Genomic DNA, 15,649 nt, shown 5'->3' with positions numbered 1-15,649 from the left:
CCAGGGGATGCGAGGACGGACCAGTTCTCGCGTCCCTTTTTTCGTAAGTTTGAACAATCGTATGACGCATCAGCTGGCACAATATTCTAGCATTATCCGGGAAAACGAATCCCTGGCTCCTTTCACATGGCTACAGATAGGTGGTCCAACCAGGTATCTGGTTGAGCCCGATTCGGTGGAGGAGGCATCGCAGGTCCTAAAGGCTTGTAACGATCAGTCGATACCGGTTCGATTGTTGGGTGGCGGATCGAACGTGCTAGTTCGAGAAGCGGGTTTCGCCGGGGTCACCATGATGCTGACAGCCCCCGCGTTTTCACAGATTTCACAGGCTGGAACGATGCTCACGTGTGGGGCGGGCGCCAAGTTATCTCACGTCGTTGGGCATGCTGTCGGACTGGGACTGGGGGGGCTCGAGCACTTGGTCGCAATTCCAGGCACGGTTGGCGGAGCGGTTCGCGGCAACTGCGGCTCGGATGAGGGAGACATTTCCCAGTCCATCAAATCAGCGAAAGTGCTAGCAAAAGACGGGAGCATTCGAGACGTGACGCGGGATGAAATGGCGTTTACGCATCGCACGAGCGGTTTAGATGGTGTCGCGTTAATTGAGGTTACGTTTTCGCTTTATGCGGGGGACGCAGAAGCATTGACCAAGAGGCAGCAAACCTTTTGGATTCTGAAGCGTCGTTCGCAGCCTTCCTTTCCCGAGCGGGCGGCGTTGGCTTTTATTGACCCCGTAGGTTACAAAGCTGCGGATCTCATCCAGCAAGCCGGAATGGTTGGTGCTGTGGAAGGTGCGGTCCGGATGAGCACGGCCTATCCCAATTTCTTGATCGCTAGCGCTGGAGCCACGAGCGGTCAAGTTTTGAAATTGCTGGAAAGGATCAAGCAGGGGGTTCAAGATCGCAGCGGAGTGCAGTTGCAGCAGTACCTTCAAATTTGGTAAACGCTAGATGTGGCGGAGTGCGCCTCGCTGTCAATCGATGGGCAGCGAAACCTAACGATTTTGTACAAGGACGTACGAGATGGCTTCGGCAGATATCGAATCCCAAACGAAGAAAGAGCCCTTGATTTGGTCTCATTTGCTAGGTTGGTTTCGATCTATTCCTCGCACGGCATTGTTGAGCATGGTGGGGCCATCGCTTCTTTTGCTCATCGGCTATTTCGGCTGGCTTTTCTATGGAGCCCATCACTACGAGAAGACGTTTTACGGCATCAATCAGGAAGATGTCCTCTTAACGCAGCCCGATTGGCTCAAGTCATCGATCACGGACGACGTGTTTAGGGCTGGTGGTTTGGAGCACGTTTCGATTTTCGACAATCAAGCTACGGCGGTAATCGCCAGGGCCTTTGACTCCCATCCATCGATTCGAAAGACCCAGCAAGTTCAATTGGTTGCCGGGGGGCGGGTTCTGGTGAAGGCGGAATTTCGGCAGCCGGTGGCGATGGTTCATTGCGAGGGGGAGGATGGCCGATCATCCTTTCTTCCCATTGACAGGGAAGGCGTTTTGTTGCCCCGGGAGCATTTTCAGGAAAGTGACGTGCCTCGCTATATCTGGATTTACGCAACGGGAATCAGAGATAGTGATGACCGCCTGGAGGGGCGACGATTTGGAGACGCCAGAATTGAACAGGCAGCAGAATTGTGTGCGTTGCTGGCACCACATCGAGAGCACGCAATGATTCGCAGGGTCAACGTCTATGGCAACGGCCAGTCCCGAAGGGGGTGGGTTTTCGAGCTAATCACAGCCGCTGGTGCTGACAAGACAGGGCCGAGAGTAAAGTGGGGGTGCGCTATTGGTATGGAAGGAATCGCCGAGCCGTCGGCCAGCAACAAGCTAAGCAGATTATTGGACGCAGCCTCCAACAGAACGCTTTGGAGTCGAGAGAGCTTGGACTTGACGGTTTCGGATCGGGACTAGCAGTTCGCCTGTCCGGCCAAAAACGCTACAATTGAGCATTCATGTCACTGTATCCCACCGCAAATGAGTCGAAATTCTATGGCAAGCATATTCATTGAAGAGCAAAACCGCACCATTAATGAACCTTTGGAAATCGTTGAATTTCTAAGGCCGTTCGGGATCGTTTATGAGCACTGGCAAGTCGCCGGCAGGCTAAAAGACGGGGCAACCGACGAAGAGATTTTGCAGGAGTATGCTCAGGAGATCGAGCAGGTAAAGCAAGCGGGTGGGTATGTGACTGCGGACGTAATCAACGTCAACCCGAGCACCCCAAACTTGGACGCTATGCTGGCTAAGTTCGACAAGGAGCACATCCACACCGAGGATGAGGTCCGATTTACCGTCGCTGGCAAGGGAGTGTTCCACCTCCATCCAGACGGCGGCCCCGTATTTGGGGTCACGGTTGAGAGTGGCGACATGATCAACGTACCCAAAGGGATGAACCATTGGTTTAACTTGTGCGACGACAGGCACATACGCTGTATCCGGTTTTTCCAAGACATGACGGGATGGACACCACATTACGTCGAAACGCCTGTGCATGAGAAGTTTAGTCCCGCGTGTTTTGGTGGTAGCTATTTACCAATCGATACAAAACTGGGCGGTGTAGGCTAGATTCCGGGGGTACAAACCTTTCTTTCAACTAGATCGCAACAAAATCCGAACTTTTGCGATTGACGACTTGGGGGCTCCTCCCTAAATTCTCCCCTCCCGCGACCGATGTGGGAAATGGCATAGCATCCAAGGGTTGGATTGCTGATTTTCGATGTTTAGTACAGGTGGTAATAACAGTGTCTGGATCGCATGAAGTAATTCGCATCAGAATGGAAGCGTATGATCATGCCGTTCTGGATCAAAGTGCTATGGAGATTGTGGATACAGCTAAGCGTACCCACTCTGAAGTCCATGGTCCCATTCCATTGCCAACCAGGATCGAGCGATACACCGTTCTTTCCGGCCCGAACATCGACAAGAAAGCACGTCAGCAGTTTGAGATCCGAACGCACAAGCGTTTGATCGATATCAAGCAGGCGACAGCGAAGACCATTGAAGCCTTGAACAAGTTGAGTCTCCCAGCAGGGGTGGACATCAAGATCAAGGCCACGTCGCGATAGTTTTGCGGTAATTTAACGTATCCATCAGGATTCCACGATGAACGGAAGCCCTGCGGGTAACCTTCGGTAATCTTTGGGCTCGTTCCTGTCGATGGAGAGCCTGCCAGGCCTTTCAACTTGAAGTTGGGGTCGTGATTGTCGACGAGTCCCTTAAGGCAAACGATTTACGGAACAAAAAGATGAGCAAAGGTATTCTCGGCCGAAAGGTCGGTATGACACAGATATTTGAAGCTAACGGACGCGCGATTCCTGTCACGGTAATCGAAGCTGGTCCTTGCCACGTTTTGCAAGTCAAGACCGTAGATCGTGATGGTTACGAAGCCATGCAATTGGGCTTCTCTGACAAGCCTCGCCGGTTGGTGAGCAAAGCTGGTCGCGGGCATGTAGCCTCTATTTCTAGCAAGCGTTCGACCAAATTAAAGGCCGCTGGAGCGGCAGTTTCTGTCAAGGCAGAGTGTGAACCAAAGCGGTTTGTTCGCGAGTTCCGCGGGGCTCCCACTGCCGAGGTTGGTGCACAACTCAATGTTTCGATTCTTGAGGGTGTCAAGGCTGTAGACGTTACCGGCACGAGCAAGGGGTGCGGGTTTTCCGGATGGATGAAGCGGCATAACTTTGCCGGTCAGCGTGCGACCCACGGTGTGAAGAAAGTTCACCGTCATGCAGGGGGCACCAGTGCCGGTACATACCCCGGTCACGTTCGCAAAGGCAAAAAGGGAGCTGGTCACTACGGGGTGGACCGAGTAACGATGCGTAACTTGTCAGTTGCGAAGATCGACGTTGAAAACAATCTGATTTTGGTACACGGCGCCGTTCCAGGACCAGCAGGTGGATTCGTGATTATTCGAGAGACCAACAAGGTTGGTTAAGTTCGGAATCCATCTAGGTAGCCGTAGCATTCAAGGCAAAGCAAAATGACAACACTTCCAGTATTTGACCTCGCAGGGAATAAAGTAGGCGACTACGAAATCGACCCAGCCAAGCTTGCACCGAAGATTAGCAAGCAGTTGCTTCACGACGTCGTCGTGATGTACTTGGCAAACCAACGACAAGGTAGCAATAAGACAAAGTCTCGCGGCGAAGTTTCAGGTTCGACCAAAAAGCTTTACAAGCAAAAAGGAACGGGTAATGCACGGATGGGTGCCAAGCGGACACCAGTTCGTCGTGGTGGTGGACATGCCAACTCCCGTCAACCAAGATCTTATTATTATCGCTTGCCACGCAAGGCTGTTCAGGCTGCAACGCGAATGGCGATGGCCGCCAAGATCACGTCCGGATCGGTTGTGGTGGTTAACGAAATCAAAATGGACGCTCCCAAGACCAAGGTGCTGGCTGCGGCTTTCAAGGCTTTGGGCTTGGAAGGCCAGACCAAGACGTTGGCTCTCGGTGGCTTGGACAAGAACGTGTATTTGAGTGGGCGGAACATCCAGGGATGTACGATTTCCCCGGTCTCCGACTTGAATGCACTTACCATCCTGCGGCCAAAGAAGCTTGTAGTGACGAAAGATGCGTTGGACTGGTTACAGTCTCGAGCATCGTAAGACAACGTAGCTAGGTGAATGTAAGCTGGGCGGATATCGTGCCGCTTTGCATAAACAGTGACTTAATGAAAAACGAATTGTAGGGCTAGCGAACGCGAGACCACCATGGCCAAACCAAAGCCTAAAACATCGATGATCCTCACTCCTCACCAAATCGTCGTAAGACCATTGGTGACTGAGAAGGGTGTGCACAAAGCGACTCGGCAGAACCGTTATGCGTTCGAGGTTAATCCCCTTGCGGATAAGCCAGCGATCAAAGATGCGATCGAGGAATTGTTCAACGTTAAGGTCGTTGCGGTAGCGACCCAAAACAGAGCTGGAAAAGCTCGGCGTTATAAGATGAAAGCTGGTAAGACAAAGGCTTGGAAAAAGGCCATTGTTAAGCTGAGCGACGAACACAAGATCGACTTCTTCTAGGAGAAGAGTGAACAATGGGAATTAGAGTATACCGGCCAACTTCACCTGGGCGTCGAAACGCATCGGTCAATGACTTTGTCGAATTGACACCAGGAGCAAAGCCCGAGAAATCTTTGCTCAAGCGAGCGAAGAAAAAGGGCGGACGAAATAATCAGGGCTTTATCACTGTTCGCCATCGAGGCGGCGGTCATAAGCGAATGTACCGCATCATTGATTTCCGTCGAACAAAGGATGGGATCGCTGGTAAGGTTGATTCGATCCAGTATGATCCGAACCGAACGGCGCGGATCGCATTGGTGGTTTATGCCGATGGCGAGAAAGCATACGTGCTTGCTCCAGACGGCTTAAAAGCCGGGCAAACGATCGAGAATGGCGAGAACGCCGCTCCGGTAGTTGGAAACTGTTTGCCAATGCGAAACATTCCACCAGGAACCGAGGTTTGCTGCGTGGAGATGACTCCCGGACGAGGAGCGGCTTTGTGTCGTTCAGCGGGCATGAGTGCTGTTTTGATGGCGAGGGAGTCAGGTTGGGCACAGTTGCAATTGCCTAGTGGTGAGGTGCGGCGGGTTCCCGGACAATGTCGAGCGGTCATTGGGCGTATGGGTAATTCTGAGCACGAGAAAGTCGTGATTGGAAAAGCCGGGCGTAACCGATGGAAGGGTCGAAGACCCCACGTTCGTGGTACTGCGATGAACCCGCACGATCACCCACACGGTGGTGGTGAAGGACGAACCAAGGGTGGGCGTCATCCAGTTAGTCCTACGGGCAAATTGGCGAAGGGCGGATCGACGAGAAGACCAAGGAAGCCGGGTAACTCGGCGATCATACGTCGACGGAAGTCGGTTAGGTATGGCCAGTTGAAGTTGAAGTAATCGCTTAGGCGACGAAGATACGTCGATCGCGTTTCAAACACGATCGAGATCGATAGCGAAACAAGTTAAGAAACATTGTAGGGAAGATTTCGACGAATGGGACGATCGACAAAGAAGGGCCCCTATGTGGAGCCCAGGTTATTCGCAAAGTTTTCGAAGGCTCGAGAGACCGGCGACAACCAGCCCATTAAGACTTGGGCAAGACGATGCACGATTGTTCCCGAGTTCGTGGGAACGACCTTTATGGTCCATAACGGCAAGGCTCACATCAAGGTCTACGTGACAGAAGACATGGTTGGGCACAAGCTTGGTGAGTTTGCCCCGACCCGGACCTTCCGTGGTCATGGTGGCAAGGGCGGCAAGAAGTAAGTACTTTTTATTCAGGAATATAACATGGCTTTTCGAGCCGTTCATAGACATGCACGCATCAGTGCCAGAAAGGTACGTCCGCTGGCAGACTTGGTGCGTGGCAAATTTGCGGACGAAGCACTCGCATTGCTCAAGTACCAGCCGAATCGCGGTGCGAGGATGCTGGAGAAGGTGATCAGGAGTGCCATCGGGAACGCTCAAGATACGGAGCAGAACGGCGGGCGTTCGTATTCCGTGGAAGAGTTGGTTGTCGTCGACGCCAGAATCGATGGTGGGCCGATGTTCAAGCGGTTTCGTCCGATGTCGCGTGGTCAGGCCTTTACCGTTCTGCGGCGATCGGCCCATATCAGCGTTGAACTCAAACGACTAGAAGAGATGTAGGAAACGGAATATGGGACAAAAAGTAAATCCAATTGGTTTCCGCACCGGTATTGTGATGACTTGGAAGAGTCGTTGGTATGCCAGCAAGCGAGAGTTTGCAGAATTGCTGGTCGAAGATCAAAAGATTAGGAAGTTCATCAAGTACCATCCAACCAAGCCAGCCTACAGAGAGGCTGGGATTGATCGAATCGAAATCGAGCGAACGCGGGATGAAGTTCGGTTGATGGTTTACGTTGCGAAGCCAGGTTTGATTATTGGGAAGAAGGGTACGGAGATCGAGATTCTGCAGGAAGAATTGCAGAACCTGATTGGTCGCCGGGTGAACCTCAAGGTAGAGGAAGTTTATCGGCCAGAGATTCAGGCGCAGCTGATTGCAGAGGACATTGCCAAACAACTCGCGAAGCGAGCTAGTTTCCGCAGAACCATGAAGCGTGCGATTGAGACCGCCATGGATGCTGGAGCACTGGGTATCAAAATTCAAATGTCGGGACGATTGGGTGGAGCGGAAATGGCGCGTTGCGAAAAGGGCAACGCGGGTGCACTTCCACTCAGCACGATCCAAGCGAAGATTAGTTATGGGTTTGCTGAAGCCAGTACTCCGCAAGGAAATATTGGTATTCAGGTATGGGTAAATCAAGGTTCTTACGCGGGAGAAGCTAACGATGGCGCTGATGCCCAAACGGGTCAAGCACCGAAAAAGCCAAAGAGGACGTATAAAAGGTAATGCAACCCGCGGAAACAAGGTTGTTTTTGGAGATTTTGGACTACAGTGCCTGCAAGGTGGCTGGATCCGAGCTCAGACAATCGAAGCGGGGCGGATTGCTGGTAATCAATACGTTCGTGGTACGGGGCGACTATATATTAGAGTATTTCCGGATAAGCCGGTTTCTTCGAAACCTCTTGAGACCCGAATGGGTAAGGGGAAAGGAGAGCCGGAGTACTGGGTTGCTGTGGTTAAGCCAGGCACAGTTCTGTACGAGCTGAGCGGAGTGACGGAACAACAGGCGAAGATTTGTTTCGCACGTTTGGCCGCCAAGATGCCGGTTCCCGTGCGATTAATCAGGCGACGTCCTGCTTAATAACGCGTGGGTTCTGATACTCAATGGAAAGCGAACATATGCCGGGATGACGATAGGGTTGTCGTCCCAGGTTGAATGCCGACCAGGTCGGCAAGTGAAACAAATTTTAAACGGTTAGTGTGGATATGAAAGCAAAAGAACTTCGAGAGATGAGCGATGAGCAACTGGAGCTCACAGCGGTAGATGCTGCGGAGACCATGTTCAAGCTTCGGTTGCAATCTCAGACCGACCGAGTGGATGTGCCAACGCAAATGCGGCACAACAGGAGGTTGATTGCAAGAGTTCGTACGATACAGACCGAGCGATCAAAGAAAAGCGTCTAACCGGGGGTCCTTCGGGATCACAGATAAAAACTTAGATATTTAGCAAGACTACAGAACTATGCCACGGCGAATTTTGGTTGGGGTTGTAACTGGCGATAAGGCTTCGAAGACACGGCGTGTTGAAATCAAGCGATTGGTGAGACATCCGAGGTATACGAAGATCATTCGCAAAACGACTGTATGCCACGCCCACGACGAGAACAACGAGTCTCAGGTGGGAGACTTGGTGGAAATTGAAGAATCACGGCCACTTTCCAAGCTCAAGCGATGGAAGTTGGTTAAGGTTGTCCAAAAGAACAAGTCGGCAGTTGCCTCGGTATCGGAAGATTTGTCGAGCGAATTAAGTTCATAAACGTTGTTTTGTTGCGATTGTTTCGCAACGCTGCTCGTTATTTAGTACAGCAAACATAAACGTCGATAGGTTGGAATAGTCCAAAATGATTCAGCAAGAAAGCCGATTGGTTGTCGCCGATAACACGGGTGCGCGTGAAGTGATGTGCATCAAGGTGCTTGGTGGAACGCGTCGCCGGTACGCTGGACTGGGGGATGTCATCATCTGCTCCGTCAAGAGTGTGATTCCCGGCAGTGAGATCAAGAAAAAGGCCGTCGTGCGTGGCGTTATCGTACGCACCAGTCAGCCTGCACGGCGAGTGGACGGCAGTTACGTCCGATTCGACACCAATGCAGTTGTCTTGGTCGATAAGGACAACAACCCTCGAGGCACTCGGATTTTCGGAGCGGTTGCTCGAGAATTGCGAGAGAAGAGCTTTACGAAGATTGTTTCATTGGCGAGTGAGGTGGTTTAAATGTTGATTAAGGTCAATGACACAGTGGTCATGCTCTCCGGGCAAGACAAAGGCCAGCGGGGCAAGGTAATCAAGGTCGATCGAGCCAATAACAAGGTCATCGTAGAGGGCTTGAACAAGATATTCAAGCACGTACGCAAGTCCCAAAGAAACCCACAGGGTGGGCGATTGTCCAGAGAGGCGTTCGTCGATGCATCCAAGGTAATGTTGGTGTGCCCGAAAACGGGATTGCCAACGCGGGTCGGAGTAAGAATCCTTCCGGATGGATCGAAAGAGCGATATAGTAAGAAAAGCGGGGAGACGATCAGTGTCGTGTCTCCAGCGAAGAGCAAATAGTTCCTTCGAAGTAGGCTTGTTTGGAGCTGTAACCAAGGTTACGGGTTCAGCAGGCTTGGTAAAAAAACAAATCACTGGTTTAAATAGGCCACGACCAATAGATCCTTAAGGGTGGGCAACCCAACGAAAAAGATGAAACCACGATTACAACAGCATTACTTTGAAACGATCCGACCGCAGATCGCTCAAGAGCTTGGAATTAGTAACATTCTTGCGATTCCCAAGTTGGAGAAGATCTCCATCAATATGGGAGTTGGAGAGGCGATGCAGGACAAGAAATTCCTTGAGCTTGCTTTGGATGCGATGACCGAGATTTCGGGACAGAAGCCGGTAGCGACGTTGGCTAGGAATTCCATCGCGGGTTTCAAACTCCGCGAAGGCGTTCCTATCGGTTGCAAGGTGACTCTGCGACGTGAGCGAATGTACGAATTTCTGGATCGTTTGATCAGTATCGTTTTGCCTCGGGTTAGGGACTTTCGAGGTGTTAGCCGGACAGCGTTCGACGGAAACGGCAACTACTCGATGGGGCTTTCCGAATGGTTGGTTTTCCCTGAGTTGATTGGTGACAAGTTCGCAAAAGCCCAGGGTATGAACATTGTGATCGTATCGTCCTCCAAGACTGATGAGCATGCTCGTCGATTGTTGGAACTGTTCGGGATGCCTTTCAGGGCACCAAAGAAAAAGTCTGCGTAGTAGGATAGAGACAGGTGAGGTTCCGTTGTGGTGATGGGACCTAGACACAAATGAAATCAGTTTTCTAGTAAATTGGATAACATCAGTGGCCAGCAAAAGTAAGATTGCAAAAGCCAGTCGTGAGCCAAAGTTTTCGACTCGTCGTGAGAACCGTTGTAAATTATGCGGGCGCCCTAGGGCGGTATACCGAAAGTTCGGTATTTGCCGGATCTGTTTTCGTCAGTTGGCTGACAAGGGTCTGATTCCTGGTGTTCGTAAGGCTAGCTGGTAAGCTTGGGGAGTGATAGATAAACATGACGAATGATCCAATTTCTGATATGTTGACTCGGATTCGCAATGCGGTTCGCATAGAGCGACGTTTCGTAGACATGCCCCTTTCGAGGTTGCGAAAGGGAGTTGCGGATGTACTCAAGCGAGAAGGCTTTATTTGGGATTATACCGAAGTTGACGAGTCCCCTGCTAAAGTTTTACGGATTGAGCTGAAGTATGGTCCAAATGGCGAGAAAATCATCCAAAACGTTCGTCGTGTTAGCAAACCCGGCCGCAGAGTTTATTTAAAGTGCAATGAATTAAAGCCCGTACTAAACGGACTCGGCATCTCGATCGTCAGTACGTCCAGGGGAGTGTTCAGCGACCGAGAAGCCCGGCAACACAAGCTAGGTGGCGAAGTACTGGCTGAGGTTTGCTAGGGACATCGAAATACTGGGTTTATTGAGCAAAACAGGAAGAATGCTGTCCGAGTCAGGATCAAGCACACATTCCGGAGAGAAAGAGAAACATGTCAAGAGTAGGAAAAAAGCCGATTACGGTCCTGGACGGAGTGAAGGTCTTAATTGAAGGGCAAACAGTAACTGTCGAGGGTCCCAAGGGGAAGTTATCGTTCGGATTTAGCGATCGAATCGACGTGACATGTTCCGAGGATGGTAAGGAAGTCAGTGTAAGCCGAAAGAACGAGGAGCGTACAAGCCGCGCCTTGCATGGATTAACTCGTGCTTTGATCAACAATATGATTGTTGGTGTCAAGAACGGGTATGAGAAGAAACTGGAAATTATCGGCGTTGGTTACCTCGCGGCGATTAAGGGTAAAATCCTTCAACTCCGCGTTGGTTTTGCCAATGAGCTTCAAGTGCCAATTCCTGATAATTTGGAAGTCACTTGCCCGGATCAGACGCACGTTACGGTCAAGGGTTGCGACAAGCAGGCTGTTGGGCAATTTGCAGCGCATGTTCGGTCATTGCGTAAGCCGGAGCCTTACAAGGGTAAGGGTGTTCGGTACGTGGGCGAGCAGATCAAACTCAAGCCTGGTAAGAGTGCTACATAGTAGGCCCAGGTGGGCTTTGTTGAAGTGGTACATAGATCCGGGGCTGCCATCGGGCATAACGGCGGGGCCTTGGGTGCGGATAAAACTGGTGGAATTTGCGGTCATTTTTGACCAAGGAAAATCAAGGGTAGAAGCGTGGATATCAGAAAGACTGTAGCTGGGCAGCGTCAGCGACGGGCATATCGAGTTCGGAAGAAGGTACGCGGTACAACCGAGCGACCGAGGTTGTGCATTACGCGTTCGCTTACCAATTTGAGCTGCCAAGTGATCGATGACACAGTTGGCAAGACGATTTGTTCTGCTACTACGAGGGACAAGGACCTTCGGGGAGACATGGGTTATGGTGGGAATTGTGCAGCAGCTATGAAGCTAGGTAAGATTGTGGCGGAGAGAGCTCTTGCAAAGGGTATAAAGCAAGTGGCCCTCGACCGTGGTTCGTGCAGGTATCACGGCAGAGTGGCTGCGTTTGCTGACGCAGCTCGCGAAGCAGGTTTAGAATTCTAGTAGGAGTGATCGAAGAGTGGCGAATACAACGGAAACAACTCAAGGCGATCAACTCATTGATCGTGTCCTAAAGATCAAACGCTGTGCAGCGGTGGTCAAGGGGGGTAGACGGTTTAGCTTTGCAGCATTGGTTGTTGTTGGTGATGGTCGTGGTCGCGTCGGATACGGTTACGGAAAGGCTAACGAAGTCCCACCAAGCGTGTCTAAAGCTCAAAAAGCTGCGAACCGCGCTATGATCTCGGTGCCGCTAGAGAACGGTACGATCCCACACGCCGTTACGGGGCGCTTTGGCGCGGCCCACGTTTTGCTAATGCCAGCCAGCCCAGGTACTGGTATCATTGCTGGGCAAGTGGTTCGGGCAGTTTGTGAGGCTGTTGGAATTCAGGACATTCTGACCAAGAGCTTCCGATCCAATAATCCATCGGTCTTGATCAAGGCGACGTTCGATGCCTTGGAGCAACTCCGAACCCGAGAAGACGTTGAACGACTCCGAGGAGTAAAGCTGTAATGAATCTTGAAGACATCAATAATGGCATCGTAACCAATCGTGGGCGAAAGCGGGTTGGTCGTGGTGTTGGTAGTAAGACTGGCAAGACGTCGGGGCGTGGTCAGGACGGTCATAAGTCCCGGAGTGGATACTCCCGCAAACCTATGTTCAACGGCGGGGATTTGCCGTTGGTCAGACGTTTGCCAAAGCGAGGGTTCCATAACCGGTTTGCAACGACCGTGTTCGGTGTTAATCTCTCGGTGATCGATGCCGTTTTTCAGGCCGGCGAAGAAGTCAATCCCACAACGCTCCGCGAAAAGGGTTTGGTCAAGGTTCGTTGTGACGAGATCAAGATCCTGGGTGATGGCGAGCTGACAAAAGGTTTGAAGTTCGTTGTAACCCGTGCTAGTGAATCAGCCAAGACTAAGATTGCGGCGGCAGGTGGTAGCGTGGAAATTATCGCTGCCAAGCGGACGCCAGAAGAGCGAGTTGCAGCCCTCAAGGGCGAATAAGGTCAGCTCAAGGGTACTCGGGAAAAATTGTTGACACCACGTTTCAGGGCGTGGTGTTTGTTTTTTGGTAGACCTTTTGGGAAGCAGCCTCAATTCGGCTAGTCACGATCCGAGACTTACTAGACAATATCCAGGCTGACGGCTTGGCCGTGGAATTCATAACATTCAGGGATCACGATTATGTGGGAAAAGTTTCGCGTTGTATTCTCTATTCCCGAATTGCGTCAAAAGATCATATTGACCCTCGCGTTGCTCGCGATTTACCGGGTTGGATACCATATTCGTCTACCCGTTCTTAAAGACTCAAATACCCTGATGGGTGACCAGCTACAGAGTTTTCTGGATAAAGTTGCTGTCTTCGCTGCGACGGATCTTAGGACTTTGACCATTTTCGGATTGGGCATCGCTCCTTATATTTCCGCGTCGATTATTTTCCAGCTATTGGGAACGGTTTGGGCGCCCATTGAACAACTTCGTAAAGAGGGGCCTGCGGGCCGAAAAAAGATCAACGAGTACACACGTTACTTGACATTGTTTATTTGCGTAATCCAAAGCTGGGTTTACTTGCGGTTCACTGTGGTCAATGATCCGTCCAAGATCTCGGATGTTTTCTATTCGAGTTCAGATCAGCTTTCGTTTGGTTGGCAGATTAGCTGTGTTGCAATCATGACGGCTGGTTCCATGTTTTTGATGTGGCTCGGAGAGCAGATTGACGAGTACGGTATCGGAAATGGGATCTCGTTATTGATCATGGCTGGAATTTTGGCTCAAGCACCGATGGCGATTTGGGACCTGAGGCAGAATATGACATCGGGTTTGAGCGGTGGCTCGGGAAGTTCGATCGGTCCGGACGTTTTATTGATTTTAGCGTGCTTATTTGTGGGAGTCGTTTTTGCGGTAGTGTTTATAACCATGGCTCAGCGACGCATTCAGATGCAGAGCGCGAAGCATGTTCGAGGGCGTCGCGTCACAGGGGGAACAAAACAGTTTTTACCTCTTAAGCTGAATCAGTCGGGGGTTATGCCAATCATTTTCGCCGGCAGCTTACTCATGTTCCCTGCGTTGATACTTGGATTTATTGCATCGGGAATTGGTCAGTATTCTGAGTTCTTGGGGACGGTGTTCAACACCCTTTCGTCCAGTTTGGGCGATTCGGGAACTTTCGTTTACAGTATCTGCTACATCGCTTTGATTTTCTTTTTCTGTTATTTCTGGACCTCTATCATGTTCAACCCAAAGGAAATGTCCCAGCAATTACAGGATTCTGGTGCATTTATCCCTGGTTATAGGCCAGGAAAGAGGACGGCTGACTACCTCGAGAAAGTCATGACTCGAATTACCTATGTTGGGGCAGCGTTTCTGGCGATAGTCGCGATCGTGCCGACGGTGATAGCATCCCAGTTTGGGGTACCTTTTTCGGTCGCTTCTTTTTATGGCGGTACGGGATTGCTTATCGCGGTCAGTGTAGGTTTTGACTTGATCCAGAAAATCGATAGTCATTTGCTGATGCGGAACTACAAGGGACTTCTCGAACAATAAGCCATGTTCGATTCCCAGGGCGCTGGAATTTAGATTGGGTTTAGGAAGGGCCGCAAGATGCGATTGGTATTTATCGGCCCCCCGGGGGCTGGAAAGGGAACACAGTGTGCGAGATTGGTGAAGCTGCTTAGCATCCCCCATCTTTCGACGGGTGAGATGTTAAGGACGGTCAAGAAGCAGGACACCGCTCTGTCTCGGTGGGTGGCGTCCTACATTGACGCTGGCCGATTGGCTCCGGACCATCTGGTCATGAGGATTGTCTCGCAGAAATTAAAGAGTGAGGAATGTGTAAACGGTGCTTTGTTCGACGGATTCCCTCGGACGATAGTTCAAGCACAACTGCTGGATGACTTCCTGGCCGAAGAGGGCCTTAAGCTGGACATGGCACTCGAATTAAGAGTCGACGAAGAGGAGCTGATCCAGCGGCTGTTGAAGCGAGCTCAAATCGATGGTCGAGTGGATGACAATTATGAGACCATTCGCGAACGGCTGCATGTTTTCAAAACGCAAACGGCTCCACTCACCGAGTATTATGCAAGACAGGACAAGTTAGAGGTCGTCGATGGGATGCAATCTCCTGACGATGTGTTCGAGGCGATCAGGAGTTGCGTTGATCGCCATTCTCAGCCTTGAAAGGCCAGGGTAAGGGGGAAGAGATCCGAACGGACTTTGCACCTAGAAACGGTCTCCATGAACTAGGAGGCCAACTTTTGGGAGGCGCTCGACGGGGCCAGCGGGCATTGATTCCAAGGCATCTTGCCGAGCAAAATCGCCATTCCGCACGTGTCTGTTACGCCAGCGAAAACCAATCCTGCTCCGACGAAAGCGGACAATAAAATGCACGCGGGGTGGATCAAGTATGCGAGCGCGACTCCCGTTAGCACCAGGGAGCCCGCAGCAATCCGGACTTGTCTCTCTAATGAAATTGCTTTTTTGCCTCTGATGACTGGCAGGTTCGCGGCGACACAAGCATCAGTCCCCCCCTCAACGTTGAACACATTCTGCCGGTGCTGGGAGGCTTTCTCAGCAGCTGTTCGGCCTCTGGTCCCCGATTTGCAGACGAAAACGATTGGTTTTCCATCGCTGGGCAGGCTTTCCGCTCGAAGTTTGTCTAGGGGGACATTCGTGGCTGCTTCGAGGTGTACTTCTTGAAACTCTGGAGCTGTTCGCACATCAATGACGTGGACCGTTCCAGGTTGGGAAACCCAATCCTTTAAATCGTGGGGCGAGATATTCGCAAAGGTACCAGTTGTCATAGATATTTCGTTCTTTGGTTTTCGAAACCGAATCCGATTATGGTTCACTAGGTTCATTGTTACCTAGATCAAGGCTGGAGCAATGGGATCACACCTAGTTTACCTTCAGCAACCAGCCAAGAAATAACACTTCTTGCCGGTTT

The 15,649-nt window shown here is 51.2% G+C and carries 26 protein-coding genes; 25 read left to right on the top strand and 1 reads right to left on the bottom strand.

The genetic code is table 11. From position 1 onward, the window contains the following. Window positions 1–61 precede the first annotated feature (61 nt). The 25 genes from murB to SH449x_RS21275 all read left to right on the top strand — a co-directional run bounded on the left by murB (window position 62) and on the right by SH449x_RS21275 (window position 14,883). Complete coding sequence (murB, locus tag SH449x_RS21395; protein WP_482378114.1) at window positions 62–943, top strand: UDP-N-acetylmuramate dehydrogenase; 882 nt, start codon at window positions 62–64, stop codon at window positions 941–943. Between the two features lie 79 nt (window positions 944–1,022). Beyond that, the gene (locus SH449x_RS21390; RefSeq protein ID WP_482378113.1) at window positions 1,023–1,919 is read left to right on the top strand and encodes a hypothetical protein; all 897 of its coding nucleotides are present in this window, start codon (window positions 1,023–1,025) and stop codon (window positions 1,917–1,919) included. Window positions 1,920–1,982: 63 nt separating this feature from the next. Beyond that, on the top strand, window positions 1,983–2,573 hold the full coding sequence (locus SH449x_RS21385) for a 1,2-dihydroxy-3-keto-5-methylthiopentene dioxygenase (RefSeq protein WP_482378112.1): 591 nt from the start codon (window positions 1,983–1,985) through the stop codon (window positions 2,571–2,573). 176 nt (window positions 2,574–2,749) lie between these two features. Next, on the top strand, window positions 2,750–3,073 hold the full coding sequence (gene rpsJ / locus SH449x_RS21380) for a 30S ribosomal protein S10 (RefSeq protein WP_482378111.1): 324 nt from the start codon (window positions 2,750–2,752) through the stop codon (window positions 3,071–3,073). A 212-nt stretch (window positions 3,074–3,285) separates the two neighbouring features. Beyond that, a complete protein-coding gene (gene rplC / locus SH449x_RS21375) occupies window positions 3,286–3,939 on the top strand; it encodes a 50S ribosomal protein L3 (RefSeq protein WP_482381845.1) in 654 nt (217 codons plus the stop codon). A gap of 45 nt (window positions 3,940–3,984) precedes the next feature. Continuing rightward, window positions 3,985–4,611, top strand: a complete 627-nt coding sequence (gene rplD, locus SH449x_RS21370) for a 50S ribosomal protein L4 (protein WP_482378110.1) — start codon at window positions 3,985–3,987, stop codon at window positions 4,609–4,611. Between the two features lie 105 nt (window positions 4,612–4,716). After that, complete coding sequence (gene rplW, locus SH449x_RS21365) at window positions 4,717–5,028, top strand: 50S ribosomal protein L23 (RefSeq protein WP_482378109.1); 312 nt, start codon at window positions 4,717–4,719, stop codon at window positions 5,026–5,028. Between the two features lie 14 nt (window positions 5,029–5,042). Further along, entirely contained in the window at window positions 5,043–5,900 is an 858-nt protein-coding gene (gene rplB, locus SH449x_RS21360; RefSeq protein WP_482378108.1) for a 50S ribosomal protein L2, read from the top strand. Between the two features lie 96 nt (window positions 5,901–5,996). Continuing rightward, entirely contained in the window at window positions 5,997–6,269 is a 273-nt protein-coding gene (gene rpsS / locus SH449x_RS21355; RefSeq protein ID WP_482378107.1) for a 30S ribosomal protein S19, read from the top strand. 24 nt (window positions 6,270–6,293) lie between these two features. Beyond that, window positions 6,294–6,650: a 50S ribosomal protein L22 gene (gene rplV / locus SH449x_RS21350; protein WP_482378106.1), complete on the top strand. Its 357-nt coding sequence runs from the start codon at window positions 6,294–6,296 to the stop codon at window positions 6,648–6,650. A 10-nt stretch (window positions 6,651–6,660) separates the two neighbouring features. Further along, the gene (gene rpsC / locus SH449x_RS21345) at window positions 6,661–7,374 is read left to right on the top strand and encodes a 30S ribosomal protein S3 (RefSeq protein ID WP_482378105.1); all 714 of its coding nucleotides are present in this window, start codon (window positions 6,661–6,663) and stop codon (window positions 7,372–7,374) included. After that, window positions 7,313–7,729: a 50S ribosomal protein L16 gene (gene rplP, locus SH449x_RS21340; RefSeq protein WP_482378104.1), complete on the top strand. Its 417-nt coding sequence runs from the start codon at window positions 7,313–7,315 to the stop codon at window positions 7,727–7,729. Before rpsC ends, rplP begins: the two co-directional genes overlap by 62 nt. Window positions 7,730–7,854: 125 nt before the next feature. Beyond that, complete coding sequence (gene rpmC, locus SH449x_RS21335; protein ID WP_482378103.1) at window positions 7,855–8,052, top strand: 50S ribosomal protein L29; 198 nt, start codon at window positions 7,855–7,857, stop codon at window positions 8,050–8,052. Between the two features lie 58 nt (window positions 8,053–8,110). After that, window positions 8,111–8,404 (top strand): 30S ribosomal protein S17, encoded by a 294-nt coding sequence (gene rpsQ, locus SH449x_RS21330; protein ID WP_482378102.1) that lies wholly within the window; start codon window positions 8,111–8,113, stop codon window positions 8,402–8,404. Between the two features lie 85 nt (window positions 8,405–8,489). Beyond that, window positions 8,490–8,858 (top strand): 50S ribosomal protein L14, encoded by a 369-nt coding sequence (gene rplN / locus SH449x_RS21325; RefSeq protein WP_482378101.1) that lies wholly within the window; start codon window positions 8,490–8,492, stop codon window positions 8,856–8,858. After that, the gene (rplX, locus tag SH449x_RS21320; protein WP_482378100.1) at window positions 8,859–9,194 is read left to right on the top strand and encodes a 50S ribosomal protein L24; all 336 of its coding nucleotides are present in this window, start codon (window positions 8,859–8,861) and stop codon (window positions 9,192–9,194) included. Between the two features lie 132 nt (window positions 9,195–9,326). Further along, window positions 9,327–9,887 (top strand): 50S ribosomal protein L5, encoded by a 561-nt coding sequence (rplE, locus tag SH449x_RS21315; RefSeq protein WP_482378099.1) that lies wholly within the window; start codon window positions 9,327–9,329, stop codon window positions 9,885–9,887. 85 nt (window positions 9,888–9,972) lie between these two features. Continuing rightward, window positions 9,973–10,158, top strand: a complete 186-nt coding sequence (locus SH449x_RS21310; protein WP_482378098.1) for a type Z 30S ribosomal protein S14 — start codon at window positions 9,973–9,975, stop codon at window positions 10,156–10,158. A gap of 22 nt (window positions 10,159–10,180) precedes the next feature. Beyond that, window positions 10,181–10,576 carry a 30S ribosomal protein S8 gene (gene rpsH, locus SH449x_RS21305; RefSeq protein WP_482378097.1) on the top strand — a complete coding sequence of 132 codons (396 nt, stop codon included), beginning with the start codon at window positions 10,181–10,183 and terminating at the stop codon, window positions 10,574–10,576. Between the two features lie 89 nt (window positions 10,577–10,665). After that, window positions 10,666–11,208: a 50S ribosomal protein L6 gene (gene rplF, locus SH449x_RS21300; protein ID WP_482378096.1), complete on the top strand. Its 543-nt coding sequence runs from the start codon at window positions 10,666–10,668 to the stop codon at window positions 11,206–11,208. Window positions 11,209–11,343: 135 nt separating this feature from the next. After that, entirely contained in the window at window positions 11,344–11,712 is a 369-nt protein-coding gene (gene rplR, locus SH449x_RS21295) for a 50S ribosomal protein L18 (protein ID WP_482378095.1), read from the top strand. 16 nt (window positions 11,713–11,728) lie between these two features. Then, on the top strand, window positions 11,729–12,220 hold the full coding sequence (gene rpsE, locus SH449x_RS21290; RefSeq protein WP_482378094.1) for a 30S ribosomal protein S5: 492 nt from the start codon (window positions 11,729–11,731) through the stop codon (window positions 12,218–12,220). Next, complete coding sequence (rplO, locus tag SH449x_RS21285) at window positions 12,220–12,711, top strand: 50S ribosomal protein L15 (RefSeq protein ID WP_482378093.1); 492 nt, start codon at window positions 12,220–12,222, stop codon at window positions 12,709–12,711. The genes rpsE and rplO overlap by 1 nt, the downstream gene beginning before the upstream one ends. Window positions 12,712–12,891: 180 nt before the next feature. Further along, on the top strand, window positions 12,892–14,250 hold the full coding sequence (gene secY / locus SH449x_RS21280; RefSeq protein ID WP_482378092.1) for a preprotein translocase subunit SecY: 1,359 nt from the start codon (window positions 12,892–12,894) through the stop codon (window positions 14,248–14,250). A 57-nt stretch (window positions 14,251–14,307) separates the two neighbouring features. Beyond that, window positions 14,308–14,883: an adenylate kinase gene (locus tag SH449x_RS21275; protein WP_482378091.1), complete on the top strand. Its 576-nt coding sequence runs from the start codon at window positions 14,308–14,310 to the stop codon at window positions 14,881–14,883. Between the two features lie 62 nt (window positions 14,884–14,945). On the opposite strand, the gene SH449x_RS21270 is transcribed toward SH449x_RS21275, so the two are convergent. Further along, entirely contained in the window at window positions 14,946–15,506 is a 561-nt protein-coding gene (locus SH449x_RS21270) for a rhodanese-like domain-containing protein (protein ID WP_482378090.1), read from the bottom strand. Window positions 15,507–15,649 lie beyond the last annotated feature (143 nt).

The sequence above is a fragment of the Brakhagea baltica genome, assembly GCF_052161605.1.
GTDB lineage: Bacteria > Planctomycetota > Planctomycetia > Pirellulales > Pirellulaceae > JBKCUI01.
This window is presented reverse-complemented; position numbering and strand designations above follow the sequence as displayed.

Excerpts from the sequence above, each read along its gene's own strand:
- rpsC (WP_482378105.1), top strand. The coding sequence starts at position 6,661 with ATGGGACAAAAAGTAAATCCAATTGGTTTCCGCACCGGTATTGTGATG.
- rplE (WP_482378099.1), top strand. The coding sequence starts at position 9,327 with ATGAAACCACGATTACAACAGCATTACTTTGAAACGATCCGACCGCAG.
- murB (WP_482378114.1), top strand. The coding sequence starts at position 62 with ATGACGCATCAGCTGGCACAATATTCTAGCATTATCCGGGAAAACGAA.
- rplO (WP_482378093.1), top strand. The coding sequence starts at position 12,220 with ATGAATCTTGAAGACATCAATAATGGCATCGTAACCAATCGTGGGCGA.
- rplV (WP_482378106.1), top strand. The coding sequence starts at position 6,294 with ATGGCTTTTCGAGCCGTTCATAGACATGCACGCATCAGTGCCAGAAAG.
- rplN (WP_482378101.1), top strand. The coding sequence starts at position 8,490 with ATGATTCAGCAAGAAAGCCGATTGGTTGTCGCCGATAACACGGGTGCG.
- SH449x_RS21390 (WP_482378113.1), top strand. The coding sequence starts at position 1,023 with ATGGCTTCGGCAGATATCGAATCCCAAACGAAGAAAGAGCCCTTGATT.
- SH449x_RS21275 (WP_482378091.1), top strand. The coding sequence starts at position 14,308 with ATGCGATTGGTATTTATCGGCCCCCCGGGGGCTGGAAAGGGAACACAG.
- rplD (WP_482378110.1), top strand. The coding sequence starts at position 3,985 with ATGACAACACTTCCAGTATTTGACCTCGCAGGGAATAAAGTAGGCGAC.
- rplX (WP_482378100.1), top strand. The coding sequence starts at position 8,859 with ATGTTGATTAAGGTCAATGACACAGTGGTCATGCTCTCCGGGCAAGAC.
- rpsS (WP_482378107.1), top strand. The coding sequence starts at position 5,997 with ATGGGACGATCGACAAAGAAGGGCCCCTATGTGGAGCCCAGGTTATTC.
- rplC (WP_482381845.1), top strand. The coding sequence starts at position 3,286 with ATGACACAGATATTTGAAGCTAACGGACGCGCGATTCCTGTCACGGTA.
- secY (WP_482378092.1), top strand. The coding sequence starts at position 12,892 with ATGTGGGAAAAGTTTCGCGTTGTATTCTCTATTCCCGAATTGCGTCAA.
- rplW (WP_482378109.1), top strand. The coding sequence starts at position 4,717 with ATGGCCAAACCAAAGCCTAAAACATCGATGATCCTCACTCCTCACCAA.
- rpsH (WP_482378097.1), top strand. The coding sequence starts at position 10,181 with ATGACGAATGATCCAATTTCTGATATGTTGACTCGGATTCGCAATGCG.
- rplP (WP_482378104.1), top strand. The coding sequence starts at position 7,313 with ATGGCGCTGATGCCCAAACGGGTCAAGCACCGAAAAAGCCAAAGAGGA.
- rpmC (WP_482378103.1), top strand. The coding sequence starts at position 7,855 with ATGAAAGCAAAAGAACTTCGAGAGATGAGCGATGAGCAACTGGAGCTC.
- SH449x_RS21385 (WP_482378112.1), top strand. The coding sequence starts at position 1,983 with ATGAGTCGAAATTCTATGGCAAGCATATTCATTGAAGAGCAAAACCGC.
- rplB (WP_482378108.1), top strand. The coding sequence starts at position 5,043 with ATGGGAATTAGAGTATACCGGCCAACTTCACCTGGGCGTCGAAACGCA.
- rplF (WP_482378096.1), top strand. The coding sequence starts at position 10,666 with ATGTCAAGAGTAGGAAAAAAGCCGATTACGGTCCTGGACGGAGTGAAG.
- SH449x_RS21270 (WP_482378090.1), bottom strand. The coding sequence starts at position 15,506 with ATGACAACTGGTACCTTTGCGAATATCTCGCCCCACGATTTAAAGGAT.
- rpsQ (WP_482378102.1), top strand. The coding sequence starts at position 8,111 with ATGCCACGGCGAATTTTGGTTGGGGTTGTAACTGGCGATAAGGCTTCG.